This window comes from Paenibacillus macquariensis (assembly GCF_900156375.1).
Taxonomy (GTDB): Bacteria; Bacillota; Bacilli; order Paenibacillales; family Paenibacillaceae; genus Paenibacillus_AQ; species Paenibacillus_AQ macquariensis.
Map to the genome: position 1 here is coordinate 19685 of NZ_FTNK01000013.1, position 26588 is coordinate 46272.

Consider the following 26588-nt stretch of genomic DNA (forward strand, 5'->3'; position numbering starts at 1 on the left):
GGCGGCTCCTTCTCTATTATATGAAAATAGGGTAATCATTATACTTACTTCATTCTAATGCCTATTAGAAGACGATATAGATTGAAATATAGTTCATGCTCACAAGTTCAATCTATTTAGGTAGAAGATCTGCACAGACCTTTTCTAAATAAGGAGATATATGAAGAAAGTCACGGAAATCCGTGTATTCCTTCCATAACTGAGCACGATCCCCACTATCTCCTTTTACGGCACGAATGAGGATATTCTTCGGTGTATGTTCCATATCAATAAATTCTAAAAGTTGCGTGCGATAACCCATCAGATCTAGCAACTTCGCTCGTACGCCATCTGTCGCTAATGCAGAGAATCGTTCTTTCAATATTCCATGTGATAGAAGTGGATCTAATAGTGGGTTCTTCACTTGAGTGAATACTTCATGTTGGCAACACGGTACGGATAATATTACAGAGGCATCCCAACGAACAGCCTTCTCAAGCGCCGCATCTGTTGCTGTATCACAAGCATGAAGCGTGACGACCATATCCACTTTTTCCAGTTCATTATAGTCAGCAATGTCTCCAACGAGGAAATTCAGATTGTTATATGCAAGCTTGCTAGCAAGCAGATTACAATGTTCTATAACATCCGCCTTCAGGTCAAGTCCAACTACATTCAACGTTCTTCGTTCCTGAATAGCTAGGTAATGATACAGGGCAAATGTTAAATAGGATTTACCACAGCCGAAATCTACAATCGTTAATGGACGATCTTCTGGCAAGCTAGGAAGGACATCCTCGACCATTTCTAAAAAGCGATTTATTTGTTTGAACTTATCATATTTGCGGGCTAACACTTTGCCATCTTCGTTCATAATTCCGAGTTCTACTAAAAAAGGAATCGGTTGTCCCTCTTCAAGAACGTACTGCTTCTTACGATTATGAGACAAATCAACTTCACTCTTAGAAGGGGATTTGGTCAAGATCGATACTTTGAACTTCTTACTGATTAGTATTTGATAATCAGCTTCAGATGTACAGATAATACCTTGACGAAAAGTCTGCTCAAAAAGCTCTTCAAGTAGCGTTATAGCTTCTTCTTCTGTAGCATTTTTGTGGACAACCTTGTTACTGTAGTAATAAGCAAATTGGTAATGAAGTACTTTTTTCAACTCTACCGGTTTAATCTGTACTTTGGTATATGAAATGCCTTCTTTCTTACGAAGTTGGCTTATCGTGGCCGTAATCATAGAAGAGTCGTTAATCACCTGGGAAATAAGTTTGCGTAAGGATTCCAAAAGAGTACATCTCGCTTTCTAAAAGTTGTCTTATCCGTTACCATAACATATTCGGTTGACTCCTCCAAATCATTATTACTGGAATCTTCGCTGCATTTCAAATAACCCTTCCATAACTTCCACCCGTGGAAGTCTGCCTTGCTCCAATCTTTCATCATCTTGAGCCTTAAGACGATTGTAGAAAGATATTCCCTCAGTTGGATCTATTCCATCCTGTTCTAACAGACGAAACAAAGCATTCTCGGCTTCAGCATACTGACCATTACCCTCTTGATAATGAAACAACAAGGTTTCCGTTTTCGGAGGAAGACGGTAGTCCTTGAGCTGATTCAAGAGATTATCAACTTGTTCGGTAAGCTTAATCAACTCTTTATTCGCACCATGAATATCCGCCACCAAATATAGATGTAATGATTTCATAAATCGTGTCAAACCTTCATCTGTTTGACCAGAATCCATATATATCTTACCCTCTTCATTTAGCAGATACGCTGCACCCTGCAACTTATCGGATTCGACCGTCCCACCAAAACGAAACATATCCGTGATCTCTTCTGGTGGTAATGAATTCAACAGCCGAGAATTCAAGGGATACTCCTTACTAAGTAATTCATCTATTTCCCAAAGAGCCTCTGTATATTTGCGTTCTTTTTTTAATTCAAACACTTTGGAGATCATTTGGGTCATTTCCTCAACCATCCTGAGAATGTAATCTTTACGAAACATATGTACCCTCCTTTAAATCTCCCATTTTCAAAACCTTTTCTCTACCGCCTTTAATTGTAAGTCATTCCCACAAGCAATACCAGCAACCCTTTTTCCGAGTTACCTCTGTGGTTGACGTGAATCACTCCTCTTGAAATATCTCGCCACACAAAAAACCGAAGGCACAATCACCTCCGGCTAATCTATGATTTATTGTATTGAGAACTAAATAGATTGAACCTGATCTAAAAAAGTAATAATCGTCGCAGCTAACCGATCCGGTGCTTCCAACATACTCATATGTCCTACACCTGCAATCGTAACTTGAGTCACATTCGGTTGGTCGACGGTAAAGGTCTTCTCTTGAGAGATAATCCCATCCTCTTCTCCCGCAACAAGTAATACTGGAAGAACCGATGCCGATAATACATCACGACGATCCGGACGTTCACGCATCGCCATTGCAGATCCACAAGCCCCCTGTGGAGGTGTTTTATATCCAATTTCTTTAGCTAAATTTATCCATTCCGGATGATCACCTACATGGTCTGGAGCAAAGAGCGTTGGAATCATGTTGTCGACAAACGGCGTGATCCCATTCGCCTGAATGTTACTAACTGCAAGTAGACGCTTCTCCTTCGTCTCTTCACTGTCAGGGAAAGCTGTAGAGTGAATGAGTCCGAATCCATTCAGTCGATTTGCATAGCGTTGGACTACTGAAAGTGTGATATATCCTCCTAATGAATGACCTAAGAGCGTCACTTTGGGAAGTTCTAATACATCCAACAGTTGAATAACGTCATCAGCCATTTGTTCAATCGTATATGCACCCATTGGGGCATCCGACAATCCATGACCTCGAAGATCCGGTACTATACAACGATAACGATCTGATAATAAGGGAACAACTTGATCCCAATATTCTGAACTACCACAAAATCCATGTAGAAGTACTAGAGGTTCGCCTTGCCCTTGATCCTTATAACTAATAGTATTTCCATCGCATATTACTTTTTCCATAATCAATCCTTCTCTCTCTGCGTATCTTCATCTAATAAGTATTATTAATCAAATCACACGATCTTGAAACCTTTTAATAAAGATTTCTTTATTATAGAACCTTTAGCAATAGAACATGGTAGTGAGCATATGAGACATGTTACAATATAAGAAGCATATTTTTTATATAGAGAGGATGGTCCATCTAATGGATTTATCAAATAAAACGCCCGAGAACATCGAATATATGATTGAAGAGATTAAAACAAAATTAAGAATGGCAAGTGGAGCAGCTATGCAATCTTCTGCCTTTTCAGTAGAGCAGTATGAAGACATTCAAGATATCTATGAATTAGTTATGAAAAAGAATAACCTTAGCATTTCGGAAGTGGAGTCTCTTGTGTTGGAACTCGGACGTTTACGCCGTCAAGCCTAAAGATTACATAAGAAGGAGGGTATGCTTAACCATCAAATAATGGTTAAGCATACCCTCCTTCTTTCTTTATATTGTAGCAATCAACCGTTCTAGGGAAGATCCACAAGTATAAATTCTGATTTCCCTTCACTACTACTTCCTTTAATATTCAAATTACATGCCTTGTGAATTCGCGCCGCATCTCCAGGCTCTAAATGAAAGGTTCCTTCATCACATTGAATCTCCAAATGTCCGGAAATAAGGAATAAGTGTGTTCTCCTATCTTCTTTTTGTGGAAAAATAAGTTCTTTTCCTGTCTCAAGACTAGGTAAGTAAATCGTTACATCTTGTTGTATAGACAAAGGAGAGTGATCTTCTGTCTGTAATTCTTTTTGTCCAACCACAACAGGTTGCCATTGATTTGTCATCATCTCTTTAGGGAAACTTCTATACGCCCATCTTGGTTCCAAATTTGGACTAGACGGCAGGAACCACATTTGCAAGAAACGAACAGGATCTGTCGTCGAGGGATTGGTCTCCGCGTGTTGTAATCCTGTTCCTGCACTCATCACCTGCACAGTACCTGCTTCTAATATGTGTTGGTTGCCCATGTCGTCCTCATGTTGGAGCTCCCCCGAGATGACATAACTTACAATTTCCAGATCATGGTGTGGGTGTTTGTTAAAGCCTTCCTGTGGTTGTAACTGATTATCATTATGGGCAAGTAGACAACCAAAGTGGGAATTACTCGGATCTTCATAGTCCGCAAAGGAAAAGCTAAACTCGCTATGAATCCACTCTTTCTCCGAAGTATGACGTTCCGCTGAAGTTACGATTTTAATCATTACATACACCTCCATAGTGTGAATAGGTTAATGGTTTGAATTTGATAACCAATACTTACCCGCAGCTATATTACTTCAATCATTCCTTAAATGTTGTAAGAATAACTTCCTATAGATGTATCCTTTATGCTCCTTGAACAAAGCTACCGTAACATTCTTCCTTGTTTCATCCACCCTTTTGTAGTTTAAATACCAAGTAAGCAAGACGACAACATCATAACAATCAATACTAAGGAGGTCATTCTTATGTGGGGTTTAATTATTAGTATAGTTATGGCAATTATTATCGGATTTATCGGCGATGCGCTGGTAGGTAATAAAATGCCAGGAGGCATAATAGGATCTATGATCGCTGGTTTCGTAGGAGCATGGATCGGAGCTTCGTTGCTCGGTAGTTTTGGTCCACAAATTGGTGGTTTTGCAGTCGCACCCGCTATTTTGGGAACAGCCATCTTTGTCTTCCTGCTAGGTTTACTCAGCCGTTTATTCCGACGCGCTTCCTAATTCTAGGATATACTTAATTCTAATACAAATATAACTGAGGAGTGATTTAGTATGAATCAAGAAGAAAAAAACTATCCAGTTCAAAGTAATGGTACATTCTTTAAGGGAGCATTGATTGGTGGATTAATCGGTGCAGCAGCAGCTCTATTATTTGCACCTAAACCAGGTAATCAACTACGTGAAGATCTAAGCGAGAAATTATCTCTTGTTACCGATAAGACAAAGGAAGTTGCTTGTGCTGTGACAGATAAGGCATCTGAAATCGCTAAGAATGTCTCCACCAAATCTACTGACGTAGCTAACATTGTTGTTGAAGGTACAACGAACATCGTAGACACAGTAAAGAGTTCCGTTTCTGATGTATCAGAAGAATTAGCAAATGCTTCTAATGCAATCAAAGATTCTTCTACTGAAGCAGCCCATAATGTTCAAAAAGAACTGAACGAAACCAAACTTTAAGCCGTTCGTTCTCACAAATAGCCGGCTTTCAAAGCTGGCTATTTGTGCGTCAACCGGCCCGGTATTCGGTTAAGCTCTTATGTGTGAAAGTGAGGATGGTACGATGACGAAAATTAGAAATTATGATATCGATGAGCATCCTTTCGAGCTCAGACATGAAGTAAAACATCTTAATTCTCGGCTTGACCAAATTGCCAATATGCTTGATAAAGCTGAATTCAAAGACATTATTGAGAACTATACCAACCCCAAGAAAAGAATTATTACGAACTTCACCGCAGGTCTATCCCGCGGCCTTGGTTTATCCGTAGGGACCTTTGTTGTACTCGGAGTTCTTGGGTTTATCTTGAGTGTCTTCGTTGATATGCCTCTGATAGGTAAATACCTGGGCGACCTACAGAAATACATCGACGCATATAAATGAACTTATTTATATCCATATCCAATAAGAAATGGCCTGAAGAAATCCTTACGAAAGGAATCTTCAGGCCATTTCTTATCATCATTTCAAGTCAACCTACACATGTTTGTCCCTTGAATTTGTCTTAAGTAGATCACCCGTCCATCCCTTCTTCCGCATCCATAAGTACATGACTGTGGTTGTTAATCCTATCATGGCAATCATCCCCGCAAACCCCCATGGGATTGTTGAGAATGGAATGGTATCGAAGTTCATTCCCCAGATGGCTCCAATCACAGAGGCTGGCATAAATACGGCTGTCAATATCGTTAACGTCTTCATGATCTCATTCCCTCGAAAGGCAGAAACGGCGTTATCAATCGAAATTAGAGTATCTATTTCTTTATTGTAATGTACAAATAAACGCTCCATCCTATCTACTCGATAGAATAACTGATTATAAAGTCGATTATCTTTGATCTCCTCATAATATGCCTCTTTAGAGGCTACAACTAATTCCTGAAAAGAAATAAATAGATTATTCCAAAAAAGCAATTCATATCGCGAATCTAAAATCTCATCCATTAAATAGCGATGATTATTTCTTTCCATTTGATGTTCTAACTCACGTAAATCACATTCAAATACATCCATCCCTTGATGAAGATAATGAAGGACCGTCCGAGCTATGACAAATAAACCCTCTATGGCATGCTGACATTGTTGCAACATCATCATTCGGTTCTCCTTATTCATTTCCTCCCAAGTATGGTTATCCAAATTAATCGTGATAAGGGTATTCTCGAACACAAAGTAATGAAATCGTTCCACTTCACGTTTATTATGTTTATTATTTTGTTTTGTTGAATTCATCGCATATTCTATCGTTCCAAATATACTCGAATTCTTACCATCGGGAAATCGAACGCTTATGTAATTAGATTTAAGGTGTGGAAGTAAATCAAGCCACTCCACTGCATGAGGATGATCCACCCGTAGCTTCTCAATTTCAGGTGATAACCAATCATCCACTACTAGATCATGCCACTGCCAATCACTCGGCAAAGACAGCAAGTTAGACGGCCTCTTACTGAGTTCATTCTTCAAGTGAAGTCCTCCTTTTATCTATATTTTTTGTCTCCCCGTAGCAAAAAGGACACGCTTCTCATTCTTCCGAGAGAATATCAGCGTGTCCTGACGAAGGTACGGTTCATCTGTGTCTTGTATTGTTGCTTCATAAAGTTCCTTTTATAAAGAAGAATTAGTAATGATTTCTTTTAACTTCTCCGTGGCCTTCTTTTGAATCCTCGACACACTCATTTGAGATATACCTAACTTCTGAGCAATCGCGCGTTGTGATTCACCATCTTGGAAGGCGAATAATAATACTTGTTGTTCCTGTTCCTTAAGTTGACTTAAAGCCTGCTGTAAATCCATACGTTTCTCAAGTGAATCGTAATCATTGACATCGGAGCTAATGAGTTCACCCAAGGTTGTTCCTGAATCCTCCTGTGAAAGCGGTGTGTCCAATGAAACATAATGATAACATTCACGTCCTGCTAACACTTCTATAGTCTCTTCTTCCGTGAGCTCCAAGTATTCGGCAATTTCTCGAACATTGGGGGAGCGTTCTAACTTGATGTTTAATTCATCAATAGCACGTTGAACGAGAGCACCCTTTTCCTTAATTCTTCGCGGGACTTGAATATACCAAGATTTATCTCGCAGATAGTTCTTCATATGACCAATGATACTCTTCATAGCATAAGGCTCAAATGGAATCCCTAGACTAATATCATATTGGTTAAGTAGACGAATCAGAGCCATCTGACCTACTTGATATAAATCCTCATACAGATCAGGACGGTTACGAGATATCTTTCCCGTTGCCATCTTTACCATTGGCTTGAATTTCTTTATAAGTACGGTCGCGATTTCATTATCTTGTGTCTGTTGGTATTCCCAGATCAGACTCACTACCTCATTCATGGACTCGGGGGGAGTCACATTGTCACTCATACCGTTTCCTCGCTTCTCATGATGCGTTTCGTAAGCACTACTTTAGTGCCACAACCCGCTTGACTTTCTACGCGCACATCATCCATTAGCGCCTGCATTAGATAAAACCCAAGGCCTCCAATTTGTACGTCATCCAACTCTTTATCATGTAACGTATTACCTTCACCTTGAGCGGTTAGATTGTCAAAGCTCTCCCCTTCATCCTTAACAGTAATAGATAATAAATCGCCGTTTATTTCAAAAGTAACTTCTACAGTCCCGTCTTCCTGTCCATAAGCATATAGAACAGAGTTGTTACAAGCTTCTGACACAGCTACCTTCATATCCTCGATATCCTCATAGGAAAAACCCATTTTAGAGGCAATACCATACAAATTCAATCTTACAATATCTACATAATCAGCACTGGCAGGTAATGAAATTACCACTTTCTGAACTGCTTCACCATTCATTTATCTTCCGACCCTTTCCTATTAGGAATTCTCTTTCGTTGCAAAGAACTTAGAAATACCCGTCATATCAAATAACTTCTGAATTTGGGAAGGAACATCTTCCACAAGAAACTGTGAACCCATACCATGTCGTGCTTTTAATATAGATAATAAAATGCCAATACCTGTACTATCGATATACTTCAAATTCTTCAAATTGATAATAAGATCATGATTGGAATCCTCAACTATTGGCTTCATCATTAAGCGAAATTCAGGAGCTACAGACAAATCCAGCTCTCCAGAAAGGACAACAGTGATTGTTCCATCGGTCGATTCCGTTGTAGCATTAAACTTCTCGTTCTTATTTGTATTCATAGACACTCTCTCCCGAATTTGTTTTGACTACCAATATTCATAACCCTTATTCATCATGTTTGAAACAAATTACTTAAAAATCATTTCAGATAGAGCGACAATGTTTGTTCTACATGATTCATTTGTACTGGTTTACTGATATAATTGTCCATCCCTGCCTCAGAACATCGCAGTTCAATGCCCTCTATCACATTCGCTGTCATTGCGATAATAATCGGTTGCGTATCCGTTAATGACATCAATTCACGTATCATTGCTGTCGCTTCTAACCCATCCATCACAGGCATGTGTAAGTCCATGAATATAATGTCATATCCTTTATGATTCTTGACCATATCAACTGCCTGCAATCCGTCTATCGCTATATCGGCAGACAGCCCCATCTTGTAGAGCATACTTACCATCAGTTTTCGGTTCACGGGATGATCGTCTACGATGAGAACGCTAGCTTCTAATTGCTCTTTTCTAGTGACAGGCAGACCTAGATTATCTGCAAAGCATGATTTACGTTCCTCATCATTCAGATAGCGAACTATTATACTGAATATAAAGGTAGCGCCCTCCTCATCCATCAATTCAGCATGAATTTCTCCACCCATAATCTCAACCATTGATTTGCATATAGCAAGGCCCAATCCGGTACCCCCATACTTACGGTTCATGGAAGAATCCAATTGAGAAAAAGGGATGAACAATTGATCTATTTTGTCATTGGAGAGTCCAATACCGGTATCTTTCACTGTAAATTCAAGTGTGAGGTGTTCTTGATCGCTCTCTTGAAGAGACACGACAAGGTATACCCCACCCTCACTTGTGAATTTTATAGCATTCGAAATCAAGTTAATAAGAACTTGGCGAAGTCGGTTCATGTCTCCATACACCACTTGTGGAATATCTTCATCCACAAAGTAAACCAACTCCAAATTTTTCTTACTTGCTTCCATAGCCATAAGACTAAATACCTCTTGAACACAAGCCTGTACCTCAAATGGGTATTCCTCAAGTTCCATCTTCCCGGATTCCATTTTGGTGAAATCTAAGATGTCATTAATCACAGTAACAAGCGCATCTGCGCTCTTACGTATAATTTCAGAATATTCCTTCTGCTCATCTTGTAGCTCAGTCTCCATTAGAAGATCAATCATACCAATAACACCATTCATCGGTGTCCGGATTTCATGACTCATCATCGCTAAGAACTCAGTCTTTGCATTTGCAGCAATTTCTGCAGCTTCCTTCGCCACAACAAGTTCATAATTCATTTTCTCTAATTCACGTGTCTTCTGTTGAAGTAACATCGATTGAGTCTTAAGTTTCTTATTAGTTACATACATCTCCACAAATCCATCGACCTTAGACTTCAGAATTTGCGGAATAAATGGTTTAACCATATAATCAATAGCTCCAGCTGAGTAACCCGCAAAAAGATGTTCCGCCTCTTTACTATTCGCTGAAATAAATATGATGGGAATATCTTTCGACTTATCTCTTGCTTTAATTAATTTAGCGGTTTCAATTCCGTCCAATCCAGGCATTTGCACATCCATAATAATCACAGCAAATTCATTCTTCAAAAGGCATCTCAGTGCCTCTTCCCCGGAAGTTGCCTTTTTAAGATGATATTGTTCACTTTCAAGGACAGCCTCGAGCGCAAGTAAATTTTCTGGTCGGTCATCTACCAAAAGGATATGAATGGGTTCGAGAAACCCCATGTTTTCCACTTCCGTTCTCAATTTATTTTACGATATATTTTTTCCACTCGATCTAGTGGTTCATATAAACTTCCATAGTTCGTATGTTGAATTGATTCCTTCGAACCCAATATTAGAACCCCAAAACGACTCAAACTCTCGTGAAATAACTCATGAACATGATCACGAAGCTTATCATTGAAGTATATCATCACATTTCGGCATAAAATAACGTTAAATTCATTAAATGATCGATCCGTTGCTAGATTATGTTCTGCAAAAATCATATTTTTCTGTAAAAAAGGTTTGAAAATAACCGAATTGTACTTCGCTGTATAGTATTCGGAAAATGAACGGGACCCACCCGCTTTTATATAATTCTTCGTATACAACTTCATTTTCTCAATTCCGAATATGCCACTCTGCGCTTGCTTTAACGATTGGCTATTCATATCTGTTGCATAAATACGTGTCTTATCATATAGACCTTCCTCATACAAAAGAATAGCCATAGAATATACTTCTTCACCCGTGGAACATCCCGCATGCCAAATCCGAATATATGGATAGGTTCGAAGAATTGGAACCACATTTTCTCGGAATGACTTAAATAGTTCAGGATCCCTGAACATCTCTGTAACAGGAATAGATATATTATGGACTAAACGATCAAACGTTAAGCGGTCATGGAGAACTTTCTCTTGAAGAGAAGAAATATTTCGAAAGTTATTCATCTTGATGAAATTCCATATTCTCCTCTTTAAAGAAGCCTGTGCGTAATTCCTGAAATCGTGCCCGTACATACGGTGCATCCCATCCAACAACAGCTCGAGTTCAATGTGCTCTCTTTCAGAGTCTACCGAGTTCACTAGTGAATGCTCATCCTCAGGACTATTCCACGAAGTCATTACATTACCTACTCTCTTGTTATTACGAATACAACCATACGCGCATTAATGATAGTAGTTGTTCGGTTTGTATCGGTTTTTTCACATAATCGGAGGCTCCTGCTTCAATACATTTAGAACGATCCTCTTTCATCGCTTTCGCCGTTAGCGCAATAATAGGCAGCCTTTGGAATTCCGGGATTTGCCTGATCTGACGCATAGCCTCATATCCATCCATTTCTGGCATCATCATATCCATTAAGATGAGATCAAAGTCAGGTTGTTTCTCTAGTATGTCCAGAGCATCTCTTCCATTCTCGGCAAATACAACTTCCATATGGTAACTTTCCAGTACGCTAGATAGCGCAAAGACGTTGCGTATATCATCATCTACGAGTAATATCTTTTTATTCTCAAATAGGGTCTCTTTATTGTGGAGTTTTTGTAATATTTCGCGTTTATCCTCTGGTAAGTTAGCTTCGACCCGATGTAAGAACAATGTTGTCTCGTCTAGCAATCTTTCCGGGGATCGCACATCTTTAATAATAATAGACTCTGTATACTTCCGTAGGATCATTTCTTCCTGATGATTTAATTCCTTACCCGTATAAATAATAATAGGAAGATCTGCTAATTGTTTATCATCTCGAATCTGATCAAGAAGTTCAAACCCGGTCATGTCCGTCAGCATTAAATCTAACACCATACAATCGTATTTTTGTTTACGAAGTTCTTGTAGCGCCTCTTTACCGGATGACGCAGCCGTAATCGATACATCGTCATGATCAATAAATTCAATAATAGCATTACGCTGTATTTGGTCATCCTCGACGATCAATAAATGTTTCAGGGAATTCTCCGTATATGATTCAATATACGAAAAGGCCTTTTCAAGAGAATCTTTAGAAGAGGGCTTCTGAAGATATGCAATCGCGCCCATCCTTAATCCCTGCTTCACATCATCCACAACAGATACGATATGAACCGGAATGTGTCGCGTTAATGCAGAATTCTTCAATACACCTAGTATTGACCATCCATCCATCACAGGAAGTTGAATATCTAGAATAATAGCGCTAGGAAGGTATTGTTGTGCCATCTTTAAACCTAAATCTCCCTGTGTCGCAAGTAACGTCTTAAACCCTCGATCTCGTGCCATCTCCAGTAGTATTCCTGCAAACTTCACGTCATCTTCAATAATAAGCAGGACCTTATCCTGTTCTTCAATTAAGTCGCGATCATCTTGTAAAGGAGCTATCGTCACTTCCTTCAGTTCAACCTTCATGTTGCTCATGAAATCTGTATCAATTCGATGGATTCTGCTAGTAATGAATGGCTCAGAATGAGAAGCAGCCGCTTCCTTTTCCCCTGAAAATACTTCACTAGAGGAATCTATCGGAAGATACAATGTGAAACAACTTCCTTTACTCTCCTTCGACTCAACATCAACGTAGCCCCCAAGAAGACCCGCAAGCTCACGGCTAATAGAGAGTCCTAATCCAGTCCCCCCATATTTACGGCTAGTTGTCCCATCCACCTGTTGAAACGCTTCAAATATCAGTCCTAATTTATCTTGTGGAATCCCAATTCCGGTATCTTTCACAGATAGAGCAATATATTCTCCATCCTTCTTAAGCGCATTAGGAAGTTCACTTGCTAGTACTCGATTCATACTAAAGTTAATATAGCCGCTACTTGTAAATTTAATAGCATTTGTAAACAAATTCCGTAGAATCTGTTTCACTCGATGTTCATCTGTCAAGATTTCTTCAGGTAGTTCATCTCCATATTGAACATTGAGCGCGATTTGACGTTTATCAGCTATTGGCGTGAAATTCTGTTGAACAAATACTTCTAAGTCCTTGATCTTTAACATTTCCTGATTAATTTCCATTTTACCCGCATCGACTTTGGATAAATCTAGAATTTCATCAATCATTTTCAGCAAATCTGCACCCGACATATAAATGGTCTGGGCGTACTCTATTTGCTTAGTCGTTAAATTATCTCCTTTATTCTCAGTCAACAACTGCGACAAGATAAGAAGACTGTTAAGAGGCGTACGTAACTCATGGGACATATTAGCTAGAAATTCTGATTTGTATTTACTAGTAATAGCAAGCTGTACGGCTTGTTGTTCCAATTGAGCGCTCGTTTTCCCAATTTGGTAATTCTTCTCTTCCAACTCTTGCATCTGCTCTTCCATCGTACGTGACTTAGCAATCAATTCTATATTAAATTGTTCAAGCTCTTCTTGTTGGCTCTGCAATTGTCCTTCAGACCTCTTGAGCGCTGTTGTCTGCTCTTCTAAATGTTCATTAGAACGACGTAACTCTTCTTGCTGTGTCTGTAATTCCTCTGATTGACACTGTAATTCTTCCGTCAAAGCCTGTGATTCTCGTAACAATTCTTCTACATTAAGTCGACGTCGAATATTATTGAGGATAATACCTAGGTTACCTGTAAGTTGGGACATTAATTGTCTCTGCAAAGAAGTGAATTGTCCCAAGGATGCGACTTCTACTACACCTAATAGTTCATCTTCAAAGAGCACTGGATAGATCATTAGACTTCTAGGTGATGTATCTCCAAGTCCAGATTGAATAGATAGATACTGATCTGGGATTTCTTTAATATGGATCGGTTTCTTATCCAATGCACACTGTCCTACTAGTCCTTCCCCAATATCAATATAATCTTTCGTCATTACATTTACAGAGCCAGCGTATGCCCCATATTGGAATAGACGATTAGGTCGTTTGTCATCTCCCTGAATATACACTGCGCCATAATGAGCTCCCAAGACGGGTGTGAATTCATTAATAAAGGTTTGAGAAATCTGTTCCAAAGAATTGACACCACGAAGTAGCTCTGTCACTTGACTTGTATGAGAATTAAGCCAATTCTGATCCTTCTGAGCTTCTAGATAACTCTTTTCCAATTCCTGTTGTTTCTCAATATCCTCAGCCATTTGTATGAATACCCGTGCCACATCACCAATCTCATCCTTAGAAGTTACTTTCAGACGTCGAATGGTTCTTATATGACCTTTACCGAAGCTCTTGATCATCATATTAACGGTATTAAGTCCTTTAGTAATGCTCGGGATAATCCACATAATAATACCCAAACCTAACATCAGTCCTACAACCATAATAATCGTCGTTATTTGAATAGAACGGTTGTATTCAGCATTCGCATTTTTTGTTGCTTCGTCAACCATTCGATCCTGATACGTAGCCAACACATTTAGACTTTCTAATGCTTCCAGTTGTGTTGGCAGTCCCGTGTTATCTCGATACGCAATGGCTTCCTCTTTCATCCCCTTGGATAATAACACCATTTCTTTATCTAGATAAGAATCAAATTGAGCCCAAGCCAATTGTACCCGGTCTAACATTTGTTTCTCTTCAATACTGTTATTACTATTTACCATTACCTTCAGGTAATTCTCCGCATCCGTAATCGATGTATTTATATTTTGTTGATCTTTTACACTCGGAGCGGCATTCTTATCCTCATTAAGGAGTAGGTTCGCCATAAACCGGGATACCTTATTAACTTCACCACGCATCCCAGTTGAGCTCCGTACCTTAATATATCTATCCTCATAGACATTATTAAATTGCTTATTCATATAATCTAGACGGTCGTATCCAACCATTGTCAATAGGAGTAAGAGAAGCATCATAGAGCTAAATCCAAGCAATAGCTTTGTTTTTAATTTCATCCTTGCCTCTCTCCTTCTTTAAGTGATATCCACACCAAACATTTATCATCATCTCGTTCATTCTTTAATTCACTATTAAAAAATGCTTGACGCATTGCGCTCTCATCCCAGTCATGATTCCCCTCTATATGTCCACATAAAAAGGCCATTTGCTCATCATGGTCTCCTTCGACAATCTCCATCAATCCATCTGTATATAATGCGATATGACTATTTCCTTCATAATAAAAAGTCTTCTGTTCTACATCGATTTTATCAAATAGACCCACAGGACAGCATACTTGATGTAACATCTCTGCACTTTCATTCTCTTGAAAAAAGAGCGCAGGGGGGTGCCCCGCATTGACATAGTCAATTCTCTTCATACGTGTATCCACTACTAAATATATGGCCGTGAAGTAATATTGTAATAACTCATTCTCAATATACAATTGATTAAACCGTCTATTCAGCTCTTGAATGACCTTCTCCGGTTCGACATAGGTGGTGACCGTATCCTTTAATACTGACGCAACGAACATACAGACTAGTGAAGATGAAATTCCATGCCCCATCATATCTAGTAGAATAACACCATATCTTCCATCCCCAAGTGGATACCACGCATATAGATCACCCGCTAATTCTGCTGAGGGTTGATACAGAGCGTGCACTTCAAATAATTCATCTTCAATTGGAGGAGTAAGCACTGCTTGCTGAACTAAAGCAGCCAATCTAAGTTCTTCCTGGATACGTTGGTCTCGCTCCTTGTGCCAATCGTTCTCCTTCTTTAGTCGTAATGCTAGACGAATTCTGGCCATGAGTTCTACTTTATTAATCGGTTTTGTAACATAATCTATGGCTCCACTATCTAACGCCTCAGCGAGTTTCTTAGAATCCCCCACGGCTGTAACCATGATGATCGGAATATCTTTTAGGTGTGTATATTGCTGGATAACACGACATGCTTCGATACCATCCATTTCAGGCATCATCATATCTAGAAGAATAAGATCAATATCGGTCTTCTTAGGTACAACCCCAGCAAGATGATTTCCAATTTCAAGATACTCAAACATGCCTCTAGCAGACGCAGCAGTCAGGGTATCTAAATACTTTTCTTTCTTTAATATCTCACGTATTATAATGACATTCGTAGGATTATCATCAACAATTAATATAGTCATAGTTCGCTCCTTGGGTTCATAATAACGAAATAGCGAAGTTATAAGATAGATGGAAAAGCCATTTCACTCTTAATATTTCATTCGTCTATAAATAGACATACTATTATTACTATATACTAAAATTCCGCTTCATTTAGAGGGAACTTTTTTTATTCTGGAGTTATTATCCCCTTTTTATCCCCTTATGTTCATATGTCCCAAAAAACATAGATAAGGAATGGAGCTTATCCCCCCATTCCTTATCTATGTTTAAAGCACATGTAAGCAATCTATTTGATTTTCCTTATCTTTTGGCAATAATAAGAACTTTACCAAGATCTAATTCCTTTTCGTAGAAATCAGCTTCTGCATTTGTAAATCCTAGAGAAGTAATCTTAGCTCGAAGCTCATCGCCGCGGGAGCGAAATAAATTAGCAAGTGAATCGAATACGCCTTCTTCTTTGATACCAATCTCATTAGCATTTGCTACATTTGCAATACGATCTGTACGTTCTTCATCATGTGCAAGTACGAAAATATTATCATACACATAGCCCGAACTATGCAATTGCTTAACCTCATCTACCGCTTTAACACCATTATCAACCACTTTAGCATAAGAATTTAATTGAGTTGAATCCATTATTCTCACTCTCCTTTAAAGTTTCTGCCTCGTTATTCTATTACCCTTTAAGAGAGTAACTGAATCACAAGAATAACTTTCAGGAAGAACTTTCATCAAAAAAGTCGACACCTTGAATTGTACCCGTCAAGGAATCCTTATATACTTTAATCGCCTGTCCGCCTCTGATATATACCTCTCCATCTTCTGCATAAAATTGAGGTGTACCTAAAGTATCAGTCATTTCCTTCTCACTTATAGTGATATCTATTCCGTTAACTCTAAATGTTCCGACGCCAGCGTCTACGTGAACATAACTCACCAAATCATCACAGATTCCAACGGTCATTTCATCATATACATACTCAGTACATCCTGTAATGAGGATCTCGTTGACTTGCAAAGCCTCACCCTTCTTATTAAAAAGTTCCTCTTTACGATCCCATAAAGAAATATCATTAACTGTTTCAAATGGCTCGGTACTCATCAGTGGTTGATCATAATGGCCATTATCCGACACTTTATAGATAGCATGCTGTACCGTCACTGAGGTCGATAGCTTGTTCATATTTTCATCCATTGGCGATCCAGAAAAAGGAGCAAGCAGTCCTATCAACATCATTATTAACTGAAACATGTTCCTCACCCTTTCTGAATACCTTATTGGATGATTTACCTTACATTTTCAAAATCGCCTTAACGGCGAAACTTCTGCCATATGCTAGCTGCAACATCAACGTACTTCACCCAACTTGTTGCCTTTGATTCCTTCGTCTCGTTAACTGTTGCATAAGAATTCACTGTCCGCTGTTCAGCCGTACTTGGTGGGATGTTAGATGCAGGCGGTGTATTGTTGTTATTTTTTTTCGTCATTTTATCCATCACAGTACTCGATAGTTGCTTAGCTGCATATGTGACTTCACTTAATACTTCTCCAAGATTGTGTACAGATTCTATCACCGGATCAATTTGTTTCATCTTCGCTTGTAAATCAACGGTAATGTCATTAGCGTGTCTGACGGTTTGCTTCACTTCATAGCCTAATTCTTCAATTGTCTTCTGAACTTCCTGTAATGTCTGAGTTGTTTTCTCTAATGATTTCGTAGCTGCTCTTAACGTATTAATAAGAAATACAACAAGTACTGCAAATGCAACAGCTATAATAACGACACTGATTTCGATCATAGTTAAATCGCTCCTTCGTATGTTCTGAATTTAAATGGTTCATTGCTCTTAGTTACCCGTTCTTTAAAAGTGCGAAACAGGTCTCGACTCATTTGAAATAGCTATTACAATTCATTCAATTCTGGATGTTTCATTCATTTATGGCTAGGTTAAATACCAAATACAAGGATGCAACAACCCCATTAGACGACAAAGAATTCTCCTATCCATATGAAGGATACCGAGAAAATATCCTAGGCAGAACAAAATTATTAAGAAAGAATGGTGACTGAACATGTTGAGATGGTCTGTTATATTATTAATTATTGCAGTAATTGCAGGAATATTTGGATTCTTCAGTATCGTTGCAGCAGCAACTTCGATCGCGAAAGTACTCTTCTTTATCTTTATCGTACTCTTTATTATTTCGCTCTTTACTGGTCGATCAAGGAATTTATAACCGTATTAAGCGATATGAACAAGGTTTAAATATCATAGAACCCCAAGTTGCTAATTAGCGATTTGGGGTTCTATGATATTTGCGTTATTTAAAATCAAGTAGAAATTGCGGGATTAATGACCAATCTATTTTAAAAGTAAGACTGATGCTATCTGTTTTAAAATCAACTTGATCGATGTCCACAATATTCGGTATATGTTCCTTTAATGAGAACGTAATGGGTTCTAACGACCACATTGAATTAGGAATCGTAACCTGTTTAATTTGGGTCGATATGTGCTCTAAAATGAGATTACTCCCACTAGATTCCATATGAAAGAATAACGTCACTCCAAAAGGAAGCATGCCCCACTTGCCATTCAATTTGGCTTCCACTTCATCGCCATGAATGATAAATTCTGCCCCAGTTACTTCTACGCTTGTCTTAGTAGTATTGAGAACCTCTACCATTTTCTTCTTAGCGAGATTATTTAATTCCTCGCTTGTCAATTCAATTTCAGGTACTTTATCCTTCACCATGTTCCATACTTTAACTTTCATATCTACTGGTTCATAGCTCATATCTAGTGCTTTATCTGGTCTGATATAGACTATAACTGCAACAATCAGAGCGATAACCAATAAAAGGAATAGTAGAAACAGTCGTCTAACAATCCTCATAATCTCTCCCCTTTCAAACAACAAATGATATGAATCACCCTACTAAAGGGCGTATTTACTATCTATTCTTATCCTTCAACTATAACAGTATTAGAACCTTTTATCACTAAAGGCGATACCATTACTCTTCCTACAGCACGGCTTAGCAACCTAAAAGGGTGTCTTCCCTATTGGAAAACACCCTTTTTTTCAATTTCATAAATCATAACTCAACCACTGGCTACTAACACAGCTCTTACTATTTGGGCTCTACATGAATCTGGACTTGCATAATGTTATGCTCTTTCTTCACTTGTTCTTCAATTCGATCTGTGATCTCATGTCCTTGCGATACACTCAGGTTCGGTTGTACCTCAACCACCACATCGACAAGTACATGGCTACCATGAACACGCGCTTTCACATCCTTGATTCCTTCCACACCATGAACACTTGCTATAGTACTTCGTAAGTCCATGATTTGGTTCTGATCGAATCCATCCGTTAGACTATAGGTACTCTCCTTAAAAATACTCCATGCCGTAATACAAATGATGATTCCCACCATAAATGCTGCTATGCTATCAATCCATGCCAATCCAAATTGTGCCCCGACAATCCCAACGCTTGCCCCCACACTTACCATAGCATCGGACAGATTATCCTTGGCTGCGGCCATCAAAGCATTATTATTGATTTGCCGAGCTAATCGACGGTTGTACAGGTATACTCCAAACATCGCAACTGCACATACGAGAGCCACCCCAGCAGACCACAAGTTCGGAGGCTCCATCTTTTCACCTTTCCATAGTGTCCGTATCGTTTCTACTATCACCTGAATACCAGCCATAGCCATAATAAAAGAAGCTATGAGCGCTGCCACCGTCTCAGCCCTGAAATGTCCATAGGCATGATCCGAGTCCGGTGGTTTCTGTGAGATACGTAGACCTATTAACACAGCTACGGATGCAACGATATCAGTTACGTTATTGACACCATCCGCCACTAAAGCACTTGAAGCAAATACATAGCCACTCACTAATTTGAATGCAGACAATAGGAGATAGGCCGCAATACTAACCCATGCTCCTCTTTCGCCTTTACGTATCTCTTCATAAATATCCAAACCATTGTACAACTCCTTCATTTGCATTTATCAACCATCTTTTCCTTATCCGAATAAACGTATTCTTCTTGAGGGAGAGTAACGAAATAGTCTTCATCGGGATCCTGAACATACTCCCCCTTGTAGAGATAATTAAAAACGATTAGAATAAAGACACACGCCCAAAGGGAGGTTTTCACATGAGCGAAAATAAAGAATTAAAAAAAGTTAGTCTGGCTGATGCCATTCGAAGAAAACTGGATCAGAAGAAACAACAGTCTGCCTCAGGTCAAACGAATACCTTTCAAGCCGGTTCTGCTAAGCAATTAAAAAATCAGAACAACACCAAGCCGACTACCCAACGTCGTCGTGCGGGTTCTTCGTAACTTTCCTTAGATAGAACACAATAAGAAAAAGATGGATCCTAAATTATTAGGATCCATCTTTTTCTTTAACAATGTATTGGCTATTTGACAACTCTATTCATCTGTCTTAGCTCTTCTGTCTGGAAGCTGCGCCGGGATGACGATTCTTACTGTGGACCCAATACCTGGCCTACTACCGATGGTCACACCATACTGTGGACCAAAGTGTAACTGAATCCGACTATTCACATTACGGATGCCATACCCCGTATTCAATCCTTCAACAGGATCAAAAATTTGTTTGATTAATAGCGGTGACATCCCAATGCCATCATCGATAATTTTAAATATGATATTATTCCCTTCCAGTTCTCCCACAATTCGAATATGAATCGAGTCTCCAAACCATGCATGTTCACAGGCATTCTCGATAAAAGGTTGTAAGATTAATTTAATGGTTACATATTTAATAATCTCAGGATCTATATCGAAATAGATGGACACTGCATCCCCAAACTTAGTAGTCTGAATGTTTATATAAGCTTCAGCCTGTTCCAATTCACTTCGCACTGGAATTACTGTCCGACCCTCATTGAGTGAAAGCCGATAAAACTTGGCTAAGTCTAGAACCATGCGATGTAGCTTATCAATCTCACCAAATTTGGCCAACCTACTAATCGAAGAAAGTGTGTTATACAGGAAGTGCGGATTAATCTGGGCTTGCAGGGACTCTAGCTCTAACTCCCTCTTCTCAATTTGTGTCACATAGACTTGTCCGATCAGATGATCAATATTGTGCCCCATTTCATTGAGTGCCAGAGCAATCTGTGAGAATTCATCTTTGCCCTTGTAACCCATACGCTTATGTAAATCTCCTTCGCGGAACGCATTCAGCACAGATACTATTTTGGTTACTCTAATGGAGAAATACCGCGAGATAAACATCCCTGCTATCGTGAATACAATCAAACAGAGGATACATAGCAGAATGATGAACATTCGCACTTTTGCAGAGTCACGCTCCATAATGGTCATGGGGACGTAGGCCACTAACTCCCAAGGCGTTCCCCTCATACTTTCCGTAATCATCATGTACCTCTCGTCTTGAATCGTATCATTCGCGAAATCATTGGGCATGACGCCAGACTGATGTAAAATTTCCCCATCCCCATCTCTGATAGCCAATATGCTTCCTTCACCAATTTTGCGATAGTCAACCGACTGAAAGAGCTCCTCAATACTAACACTTAGTCTCATAAATCCTATTTCTTTCAAACTCATAGGACGACTATTATCCACTAACCGACGGAGTAGCGAAATTCGATTAAAATCTTGATCACGCTCTACCCTTTCCCAAATCTTTGTTCCTCCATATTCCTCCTTCGGAAAATTCTTATACCACGATTTATCCTCGATTCGCTTGATATGATACAAATTATAGTCACGTTCTAATAACACTGGATTTTCGTTCGTGAAGGAACCCGTGTACACTTCATTAAAATTTTCATTATGTAAAAACAAGTACATCGCTATATTCACACCAGTTGCATTAATGGCAATATCAAACTTAGGTAAGATAATCTTCGTCATGCGTTCATAACGATCCCAGCCTTCGTCAATAATGCGAAGCTGTAAATTTAGAAAATAATCCTCATATAACATCGAAGATACTCTTTCAACATCTGACATCTTATATTCGATATTATCCCGAGTTTGTAACAACGTTCCCTGAATGTTACTCCTCGTCTGCTCACGCATAGAATTTTGATACATATTATGAGAGAAGAAACCAATAGCAATAACAGGTATAATAACAAACACTAGATAAGTCAACATCAACTTGTAGCCAAATGGAATATACTTTGACTTCTTCGCTTTCACCTGAATTTGCATCATATTTCCTCCGTCGTTACTCTCTTTTTCTGAAATCCATTGGCGTCATACCATAGGCTTCTCTAAATTGCCTACTGAAATATGGTATATATTTATATCCCACCAGATTTGCAACTTCATATATTTTCAGAGTCGGATCTTTAAGTAATTCGCGCGCCCGATCCATTCTCATGCCTGTCAGTATCTCACTGAAACTTTTACCAACCTCTTCTTTGAATAAATGTCCCAGATAATTAGGAGAAAACAAAAATTGCTGAGCAATATCCTTCAGTGTAATATTCTCATGTATTCGTTCCCTCAAAATATTCATAATCTCTCGAATTAATTTGCTATTTTTTGAGTTTTTTCTTTGACGTATCTTTTCTGAAATCTCAAATACTCTGCGCACTAACCAAGAACGGATATCTCCAATCGTCTCAAATTTCAATACGATATCGAGACTGTGAAGCTCTATCCCTAGCATTTCGAACAAATCCTCATCCAAGGTATGTAAATAATGATCCAACTTAAAGATAATGTACATAGCTAAATTATATATCGTAAATCTTGAGCGTAACGTTGACTCGGTTTGAAATAAATTTTCAATTTCATCATGAATACCCACTAAGTCATACTCAGACATGGCTTTAAATAAGGCATCCAAACGAATATCCAGTGTTTTAGCATCACTTAACTCTGGTGATCTACGGACATCCTCATAGTTGATGACGTCCCCCTTACCAAAAAATATTTTACCATCCAAGGCTTCTAGCGCCTGTTTATATGAAATAGGGAGCTGTGACACATCTTTGACAGGCTCTCCAAGCCCAATCGTCACAGAAAAAGATAACCTAGAGGTTATTTCTTCAAATATTTCATGAATATTATCATTCATCCTTTGCCCGTGTATCACAACAGCTACGCGTTGTCGTGACAACCTGAAACAATACCCCATTTCGTGCCCAAGGATCACTTCATTTATTTCTTTCAGTAATACTTCAAGTTTTTGTCCAGAGGCAGATTGCATATCCCCATGCTGCATCCATTCCAAATCATCCATTTCCAACACAGCTGTACGAAGTGGTCCAGCCAGCTTATCCAAACCATAGGACACAGCAATTTTCGCTATCCCATCAGGTCGCTCCCAGGTAAGCTCCCCTTGAAGCAAACGAATCAGAAGATCATTTCTCGCCATCGGCTTCATATGATAATATTGCTCTTCCTCTTCCCTGCGTTTTTCCTCTGTTTGAAGATCCTGAACAATTTGATGCAACGATGCAATGAGTTCTTCATCATCCATTGGCTTAAGCACATAACTGCATGCCTTCAATGACAATGCTTGTTTAACATAATGAAAGTCCTGATAACCACTTACGAATACAACTCGTACATCTGGTTTCCTATCAATAGCTATTCTAGCAAGTTCCAGTCCAGACATATTAGGCATGTTCACATCTGTAACAAGAATATCAATGGACAGCTTATCCATAACTTCGCAAGCTGCGAATCCATTATTTACAGCGCCTACTACTTCCAACCCCAACTCAGTCCAAGGAATAAATTGTTTCATTCCCTCTAAATCAAGAAGCTCGTCATCTGCTAACAGTACTTTATACATGAATTCATAACCCTCCTAAAAGGCTCATCAGGTTCTATACATAAGTATAACTTTTCAAGCTTCATTTGGAACCATAAAACATAAAAGTTCCAACTTTCCTATTAAACAATTCGTCAATATTACAAATTGTTATCCAAATCCACCACTATACTCATGACAGCTGCACCTAAAAAAAGGGGACCCGTTGGGCCCCCTTCCCTCATTACATCTTACTGACCTTTAATCATTGCTTGATTCTCATGCCATTTAGTAGCATAGAAATCAAGTACACCTTGAAATCCAGCACTCATAGTATCTTCATGTGCTTTATCAAGCATGGCAAGAGCTTCTTCGTCCGTCTTCGCATACAAAGTCTGCGCTCTTACCTTCAACCAGATGTCTTTAGCACGTTGGAACGCTATGCCTTCTTCACTTTCTGGTTGTGGGAATAGATTGATGAATTCAGTTGCATCACCTTGCGTCTTCCAAGTGATTTGGTACTGCCAGTAAGTAGACCAGTTACGTTCACTTTCAGACAATGTTGATTCGAATTTACCCTTAATATCATCAACATATACGGTATTACCTACCCACATTAATGGGTCCATCTTAGTCTGATATTCTGCCAAACCATTCTTATCGGTCTTGTATTTCTCTGTGAATTTCGGAGTTACGCCATCAGACTCAAATCCATCCCAGTACCCACCTTCAAGACCCCACATTTGTAATGTCATACCTTCATTACCAGTCCAATAATCAAGGAATGCGAATACTGCTTCTGGATCTTTAGCACTTGTAGTGATAACAGCTGCGTTCCATCCAAGTTTATTATACGTACCTGGGAAAATCTTGTTTACATCCAATCCTTCTTTATGAATTGGCATAACCATGAAGTATCCTGCATCAGGATCAACCTTCGCTAGTGCAGAATTAGCTTCCATCGCAAAAGTAGTCGGGTTAGTCGAAGCATATACCGCTACTTTTCCGTTGTTAAGTTTCTCTTGAACTTGATCACGTGTTTGCGTCATCGCATCCTGAGTCATTAATTTCTCACGGAATAATTTCGCTGCGTAAACCACAGATTCTCTGAAACCTTGATCTTTGTAGATTGAAGTCATCTTATCGCCTTCTGGTACAGCGAAGTATCTTGTGAAGCTAAGATTGTCTTCTTTGAAAGCTGAGAAAATTTGGTCAATCCCTTGACCTTCTTTTGCTAAGTCAGACTCAAATGGAACAACATCAGGGAACTTCTCTTTAACTAATTTCAAATATGAATAAAGATCATCCGTTGTTTCCAACTTCGGTGAACCAAGCTCAGCATATATTTTCTTATTTACAACCCAACCAGCATTACCGTTTGGACGATTCGTATACCAGTTAGGGAATTGATAAATCTTACCATCTGGTGAACGTAGCATATTAAGCGCTAGTGGATCCAACCATTTCTTCAAGTTAGGATATTTTTCGATATAATCATCTAATGGTACAAGCATACCTGCTTCTCGCAAGCGCTCTACGTCTGGACCACGTTCGCCCCAAATCACATCAGGAAGTTCGCCAGAAGCAATCATTGTATTCAGCTTCTGAACAGCATTTCCTCCGTTTGGAATTTCAGTAATTGTAACCTTCTTAGTATCTTGAACAAATTTCGTAACTTCGTCTGATCCCCACTTAGGTTTCATTGTATACCAGTCATAAGCACCAAATAAAGATATGTCTAGTTGTTCCTTGCCTAGTTCATACTTCTGAGGTTCCTCAGCTTTGGTCTCTTGCTTGTTACCTTCTTTAGCTGGTTCTTTCGGTGCTTCAGCTTTCTCATTATTACTAGCACATCCAACAACTAAAGACAGAGCCATAGCAGTTGACAAAACAGAGCTAGCCAACTTCACTTTTTTATTCATCCCCTAATTTCCCCTTTCAAACTCTTTATTTATGCTTAAAGCACAAGGCTCCAAACTAATACCAACTAAATCCTAATTCCTATTACTCTTTCAGAGAACCTACGAGTACCCCTTTTACGAAATACTTCTGAACGAAAGGATATACACAAACAATTGGTAATGTGGCTACCATCATTGTCGCCATAGATAAAGACTTACTCGTTATCGTCTTCGCCTTCTGCATATGCGCCAAGGACGCTGCGTCCAAACCAGCAGTTTGCTCAGATACGATATTGGAAGCTAGAATTTGCTTCAAGATCGTCTGAATTGGCATCAAATCATCTTTAGAGATGTAGATACTAGCAACGAACCATTCGTTCCAATGCGACACGGCTGTAAACAGCGCTAATGTTGCAATGACAGGACCCGATAGCGGCAATACGATACGAAATAATGTGCTCCAATTTCCACAGCCATCCATCTTTGCGGACTCTTCCAATCCTGCAGGTAACCCCTGAAAAAAGGTACGAAATATTATCATGTTCCATACGCCAATTAGCGAGGGAATAATGAATATCCAGAATGAGTTCATCAAGTGAAGATTACGCATCAATAGGAACGTTGGAATGAGCCCTCCAGAGAAATACATCGTGATGATACACAGAACCATATAATATTTACGGCCTACTAGTTCTTTCTTCGACATGCCGTAAGAGAAAATAGCTGTAGCCAATATTGCCGTTATGGTACCAACAACTGTACGTAACACAGATATGAAAAATCCATTCATTAAACGTTCATCCTTGAAAACGATAGCGTAGTTCTCCAGTGTGAAATGCCGTGGCCAAAGTGTGATCCCACCCTTAGCAGTATCTGACCCCTGATTAAATGAGACCGCAATCGCATTCAGAAACGGATAAAGCGTCGTAAGAGCCAAAATAGTTAGAAATGCATAGATGAATATGACCATAAAACGATCGCCTTTAGTGTCGTGCATCAG

The 26588-nt window shown here is 39.1% G+C and carries 27 protein-coding genes; 6 read left to right on the top strand and 21 right to left on the bottom strand.

All coding sequences use genetic code 11. The annotated features are described in order from the left end of the window. Positions 1-112: 112 nt before the first annotated feature. The 3 genes from BW961_RS20215 to BW961_RS20225 all read right to left on the bottom strand — a co-directional run bounded on the left by BW961_RS20215 (position 113) and on the right by BW961_RS20225 (position 3001). Positions 113-1228 (bottom strand): class I SAM-dependent methyltransferase, encoded by a 1116-nt coding sequence (locus BW961_RS20215; RefSeq protein WP_082867682.1) that lies wholly within the window; start codon positions 1226-1228, stop codon positions 113-115. 123 nt (positions 1229-1351) lie between these two features. Beyond that, positions 1352-2002, bottom strand: coding sequence for a DUF6483 family protein (locus tag BW961_RS20220; protein ID WP_068591542.1), 651 nt, complete (start codon positions 2000-2002; stop codon positions 1352-1354). Positions 2003-2206: 204 nt separating this feature from the next. Next, positions 2207-3001: an alpha/beta fold hydrolase gene (locus tag BW961_RS20225; RefSeq protein WP_068591540.1), complete on the bottom strand. Its 795-nt coding sequence runs from the start codon at positions 2999-3001 to the stop codon at positions 2207-2209. Positions 3002-3188: 187 nt separating this feature from the next. Between BW961_RS20225 and BW961_RS20230 the strand changes: the two genes are divergently transcribed. Beyond that, positions 3189-3416 carry a DUF1128 domain-containing protein gene (locus BW961_RS20230; protein WP_068591538.1) on the top strand — a complete coding sequence of 76 codons (228 nt, stop codon included), beginning with the start codon at positions 3189-3191 and terminating at the stop codon, positions 3414-3416. An 89-nt stretch (positions 3417-3505) separates the two neighbouring features. Here BW961_RS20230 and BW961_RS20235 read toward each other — a convergent pair whose 3' ends face one another. Further along, positions 3506-4240: a pirin family protein gene (locus BW961_RS20235; protein ID WP_068591536.1), complete on the bottom strand. Its 735-nt coding sequence runs from the start codon at positions 4238-4240 to the stop codon at positions 3506-3508. 246 nt (positions 4241-4486) lie between these two features. On the opposite strand from BW961_RS20235, the gene BW961_RS20240 reads away from it, so the two are divergent. The 3 genes from BW961_RS20240 to BW961_RS20250 all read left to right on the top strand — a co-directional run bounded on the left by BW961_RS20240 (position 4487) and on the right by BW961_RS20250 (position 5627). After that, positions 4487-4744 carry a GlsB/YeaQ/YmgE family stress response membrane protein gene (locus BW961_RS20240; RefSeq protein WP_068591534.1) on the top strand — a complete coding sequence of 86 codons (258 nt, stop codon included), beginning with the start codon at positions 4487-4489 and terminating at the stop codon, positions 4742-4744. A 51-nt stretch (positions 4745-4795) separates the two neighbouring features. Further along, the gene (locus BW961_RS20245; RefSeq protein ID WP_068591533.1) at positions 4796-5203 is read left to right on the top strand and encodes a YtxH domain-containing protein; all 408 of its coding nucleotides are present in this window, start codon (positions 4796-4798) and stop codon (positions 5201-5203) included. Positions 5204-5306: 103 nt separating this feature from the next. Further along, a complete protein-coding gene (locus BW961_RS20250; protein ID WP_068591531.1) occupies positions 5307-5627 on the top strand; it encodes a DUF5665 domain-containing protein in 321 nt (106 codons plus the stop codon). Between the two features lie 93 nt (positions 5628-5720). Here BW961_RS20250 and BW961_RS20255 read toward each other — a convergent pair whose 3' ends face one another. The 11 genes from BW961_RS20255 to BW961_RS20305 form a co-directional block, all read right to left on the bottom strand. After that, positions 5721-6710 (bottom strand): magnesium transporter CorA family protein, encoded by a 990-nt coding sequence (locus tag BW961_RS20255; protein ID WP_068591529.1) that lies wholly within the window; start codon positions 6708-6710, stop codon positions 5721-5723. 141 nt (positions 6711-6851) lie between these two features. Continuing rightward, positions 6852-7622: a sigma-70 family RNA polymerase sigma factor gene (locus tag BW961_RS20260; RefSeq protein ID WP_068591527.1), complete on the bottom strand. Its 771-nt coding sequence runs from the start codon at positions 7620-7622 to the stop codon at positions 6852-6854. Beyond that, positions 7619-8074: an anti-sigma B factor RsbW gene (gene rsbW, locus BW961_RS20265; RefSeq protein ID WP_068591525.1), complete on the bottom strand. Its 456-nt coding sequence runs from the start codon at positions 8072-8074 to the stop codon at positions 7619-7621. Before rsbW ends, BW961_RS20260 begins: the two co-directional genes overlap by 4 nt. A 21-nt stretch (positions 8075-8095) precedes the next feature. Further along, positions 8096-8431: an STAS domain-containing protein gene (locus BW961_RS20270; protein WP_068591523.1), complete on the bottom strand. Its 336-nt coding sequence runs from the start codon at positions 8429-8431 to the stop codon at positions 8096-8098. A gap of 80 nt (positions 8432-8511) precedes the next feature. Then, positions 8512-10143, bottom strand: coding sequence for a response regulator (locus tag BW961_RS20275; RefSeq protein WP_068591521.1), 1632 nt, complete (start codon positions 10141-10143; stop codon positions 8512-8514). A gap of 17 nt (positions 10144-10160) precedes the next feature. Then, on the bottom strand, positions 10161-11030 hold the full coding sequence (locus tag BW961_RS20280; RefSeq protein WP_068591520.1) for a CheR family methyltransferase: 870 nt from the start codon (positions 11028-11030) through the stop codon (positions 10161-10163). Between the two features lie 22 nt (positions 11031-11052). Beyond that, entirely contained in the window at positions 11053-14739 is a 3687-nt protein-coding gene (locus tag BW961_RS20285; RefSeq protein WP_068591517.1) for a response regulator, read from the bottom strand. After that, the gene (locus tag BW961_RS20290; protein WP_068591515.1) at positions 14736-15905 is read right to left on the bottom strand and encodes a PP2C family protein-serine/threonine phosphatase; all 1170 of its coding nucleotides are present in this window, start codon (positions 15903-15905) and stop codon (positions 14736-14738) included. The genes BW961_RS20285 and BW961_RS20290 overlap by 4 nt, the downstream gene beginning before the upstream one ends. Positions 15906-16188: 283 nt before the next feature. Further along, on the bottom strand, positions 16189-16527 hold the full coding sequence (locus BW961_RS20295) for a YflT domain-containing protein (RefSeq protein WP_068591514.1): 339 nt from the start codon (positions 16525-16527) through the stop codon (positions 16189-16191). A 79-nt stretch (positions 16528-16606) separates the two neighbouring features. Beyond that, a complete protein-coding gene (locus BW961_RS20300; protein WP_068591513.1) occupies positions 16607-17143 on the bottom strand; it encodes a hypothetical protein in 537 nt (178 codons plus the stop codon). 59 nt (positions 17144-17202) lie between these two features. Then, on the bottom strand, positions 17203-17691 hold the full coding sequence (locus BW961_RS20305; protein WP_068591511.1) for a DUF948 domain-containing protein: 489 nt from the start codon (positions 17689-17691) through the stop codon (positions 17203-17205). Between the two features lie 274 nt (positions 17692-17965). Here BW961_RS20305 and BW961_RS20310 point away from each other — a divergent pair, with 274 nt between their 5' ends. Beyond that, positions 17966-18130 carry a DUF1328 domain-containing protein gene (locus BW961_RS20310; protein ID WP_076576970.1) on the top strand — a complete coding sequence of 55 codons (165 nt, stop codon included), beginning with the start codon at positions 17966-17968 and terminating at the stop codon, positions 18128-18130. An 84-nt stretch (positions 18131-18214) separates the two neighbouring features. On the opposite strand, the gene BW961_RS20315 is transcribed toward BW961_RS20310, so the two are convergent. Both BW961_RS20315 and BW961_RS20320 read right to left on the bottom strand, forming a co-directional pair. Further along, positions 18215-18790, bottom strand: coding sequence for a hypothetical protein (locus tag BW961_RS20315; RefSeq protein ID WP_082867681.1), 576 nt, complete (start codon positions 18788-18790; stop codon positions 18215-18217). A 238-nt stretch (positions 18791-19028) separates the two neighbouring features. Next, positions 19029-19922, bottom strand: a complete 894-nt coding sequence (locus BW961_RS20320) for a cation diffusion facilitator family transporter (protein ID WP_082867680.1) — start codon at positions 19920-19922, stop codon at positions 19029-19031. A 152-nt stretch (positions 19923-20074) separates the two neighbouring features. Here BW961_RS20320 and BW961_RS20325 point away from each other — a divergent pair, with 152 nt between their 5' ends. Further along, entirely contained in the window at positions 20075-20260 is a 186-nt protein-coding gene (locus BW961_RS20325) for a hypothetical protein (RefSeq protein WP_068591509.1), read from the top strand. 93 nt (positions 20261-20353) lie between these two features. Here the strand turns inward: BW961_RS20325 and BW961_RS20330 are convergent, their stop codons facing one another. The 4 genes from BW961_RS20330 to BW961_RS20345 all read right to left on the bottom strand — a co-directional run bounded on the left by BW961_RS20330 (position 20354) and on the right by BW961_RS20345 (position 26585). Beyond that, complete coding sequence (locus BW961_RS20330; protein WP_170878594.1) at positions 20354-22132, bottom strand: cache domain-containing sensor histidine kinase; 1779 nt, start codon at positions 22130-22132, stop codon at positions 20354-20356. Positions 22133-22148: 16 nt separating this feature from the next. Then, entirely contained in the window at positions 22149-23729 is a 1581-nt protein-coding gene (locus BW961_RS20335; protein ID WP_068591508.1) for a response regulator, read from the bottom strand. 209 nt (positions 23730-23938) lie between these two features. Further along, a complete protein-coding gene (locus BW961_RS20340) occupies positions 23939-25609 on the bottom strand; it encodes an extracellular solute-binding protein (RefSeq protein WP_068591506.1) in 1671 nt (556 codons plus the stop codon). Positions 25610-25691: 82 nt separating this feature from the next. Further along, on the bottom strand, positions 25692-26585 hold the full coding sequence (locus BW961_RS20345) for a carbohydrate ABC transporter permease (RefSeq protein ID WP_170878592.1): 894 nt from the start codon (positions 26583-26585) through the stop codon (positions 25692-25694). Between the last annotated feature and the right edge of the window lie 3 nt (positions 26586-26588).

Bases quoted from the DNA above. Each gene is read 5' to 3' on its own strand.
- BW961_RS20245 (WP_068591533.1), top strand. From the start codon at position 4,796: ATGAATCAAGAAGAAAAAAACTATCCAGTTCAAAGTAATGGTACATTC.
- BW961_RS20235 (WP_068591536.1), bottom strand. From the start codon at position 4,240: ATGATTAAAATCGTAACTTCAGCGGAACGTCATACTTCGGAGAAAGAG.
- BW961_RS20220 (WP_068591542.1), bottom strand. From the start codon at position 2,002: ATGTTTCGTAAAGATTACATTCTCAGGATGGTTGAGGAAATGACCCAA.
- BW961_RS20285 (WP_068591517.1), bottom strand. From the start codon at position 14,739: ATGAAATTAAAAACAAAGCTATTGCTTGGATTTAGCTCTATGATGCTT.
- BW961_RS20310 (WP_076576970.1), top strand. From the start codon at position 17,966: ATGTTGAGATGGTCTGTTATATTATTAATTATTGCAGTAATTGCAGGA.
- BW961_RS20240 (WP_068591534.1), top strand. From the start codon at position 4,487: ATGTGGGGTTTAATTATTAGTATAGTTATGGCAATTATTATCGGATTT.
- BW961_RS20325 (WP_068591509.1), top strand. From the start codon at position 20,075: ATGAGCGAAAATAAAGAATTAAAAAAAGTTAGTCTGGCTGATGCCATT.
- BW961_RS20260 (WP_068591527.1), bottom strand. From the start codon at position 7,622: ATGAGTGACAATGTGACTCCCCCCGAGTCCATGAATGAGGTAGTGAGT.
- BW961_RS20315 (WP_082867681.1), bottom strand. From the start codon at position 18,790: ATGAGGATTGTTAGACGACTGTTTCTACTATTCCTTTTATTGGTTATC.
- BW961_RS20345 (WP_170878592.1), bottom strand. From the start codon at position 26,585: ATGCACGACACTAAAGGCGATCGTTTTATGGTCATATTCATCTATGCA.
- rsbW (WP_068591525.1), bottom strand. From the start codon at position 8,074: ATGAATGGTGAAGCAGTTCAGAAAGTGGTAATTTCATTACCTGCCAGT.
- BW961_RS20230 (WP_068591538.1), top strand. From the start codon at position 3,189: ATGGATTTATCAAATAAAACGCCCGAGAACATCGAATATATGATTGAA.
- BW961_RS20305 (WP_068591511.1), bottom strand. From the start codon at position 17,691: ATGATCGAAATCAGTGTCGTTATTATAGCTGTTGCATTTGCAGTACTT.
- BW961_RS20320 (WP_082867680.1), bottom strand. From the start codon at position 19,922: ATGCAAATGAAGGAGTTGTACAATGGTTTGGATATTTATGAAGAGATA.
- BW961_RS20330 (WP_170878594.1), bottom strand. From the start codon at position 22,132: ATGCAAATTCAGGTGAAAGCGAAGAAGTCAAAGTATATTCCATTTGGC.
- BW961_RS20270 (WP_068591523.1), bottom strand. From the start codon at position 8,431: ATGAATACAAATAAGAACGAGAAGTTTAATGCTACAACGGAATCGACC.
- BW961_RS20225 (WP_068591540.1), bottom strand. From the start codon at position 3,001: ATGGAAAAAGTAATATGCGATGGAAATACTATTAGTTATAAGGATCAA.
- BW961_RS20300 (WP_068591513.1), bottom strand. From the start codon at position 17,143: ATGTTTCAGTTAATAATGATGTTGATAGGACTGCTTGCTCCTTTTTCT.
- BW961_RS20335 (WP_068591508.1), bottom strand. From the start codon at position 23,729: ATGTATAAAGTACTGTTAGCAGATGACGAGCTTCTTGATTTAGAGGGA.
- BW961_RS20340 (WP_068591506.1), bottom strand. From the start codon at position 25,609: ATGAATAAAAAAGTGAAGTTGGCTAGCTCTGTTTTGTCAACTGCTATG.
- BW961_RS20275 (WP_068591521.1), bottom strand. From the start codon at position 10,143: ATGGGGTTTCTCGAACCCATTCATATCCTTTTGGTAGATGACCGACCA.
- BW961_RS20290 (WP_068591515.1), bottom strand. From the start codon at position 15,905: ATGACTATATTAATTGTTGATGATAATCCTACGAATGTCATTATAATA.
- BW961_RS20280 (WP_068591520.1), bottom strand. From the start codon at position 11,030: ATGACTTCGTGGAATAGTCCTGAGGATGAGCATTCACTAGTGAACTCG.
- BW961_RS20295 (WP_068591514.1), bottom strand. From the start codon at position 16,527: ATGGATTCAACTCAATTAAATTCTTATGCTAAAGTGGTTGATAATGGT.
- BW961_RS20215 (WP_082867682.1), bottom strand. From the start codon at position 1,228: ATGATTACGGCCACGATAAGCCAACTTCGTAAGAAAGAAGGCATTTCA.
- BW961_RS20250 (WP_068591531.1), top strand. From the start codon at position 5,307: ATGACGAAAATTAGAAATTATGATATCGATGAGCATCCTTTCGAGCTC.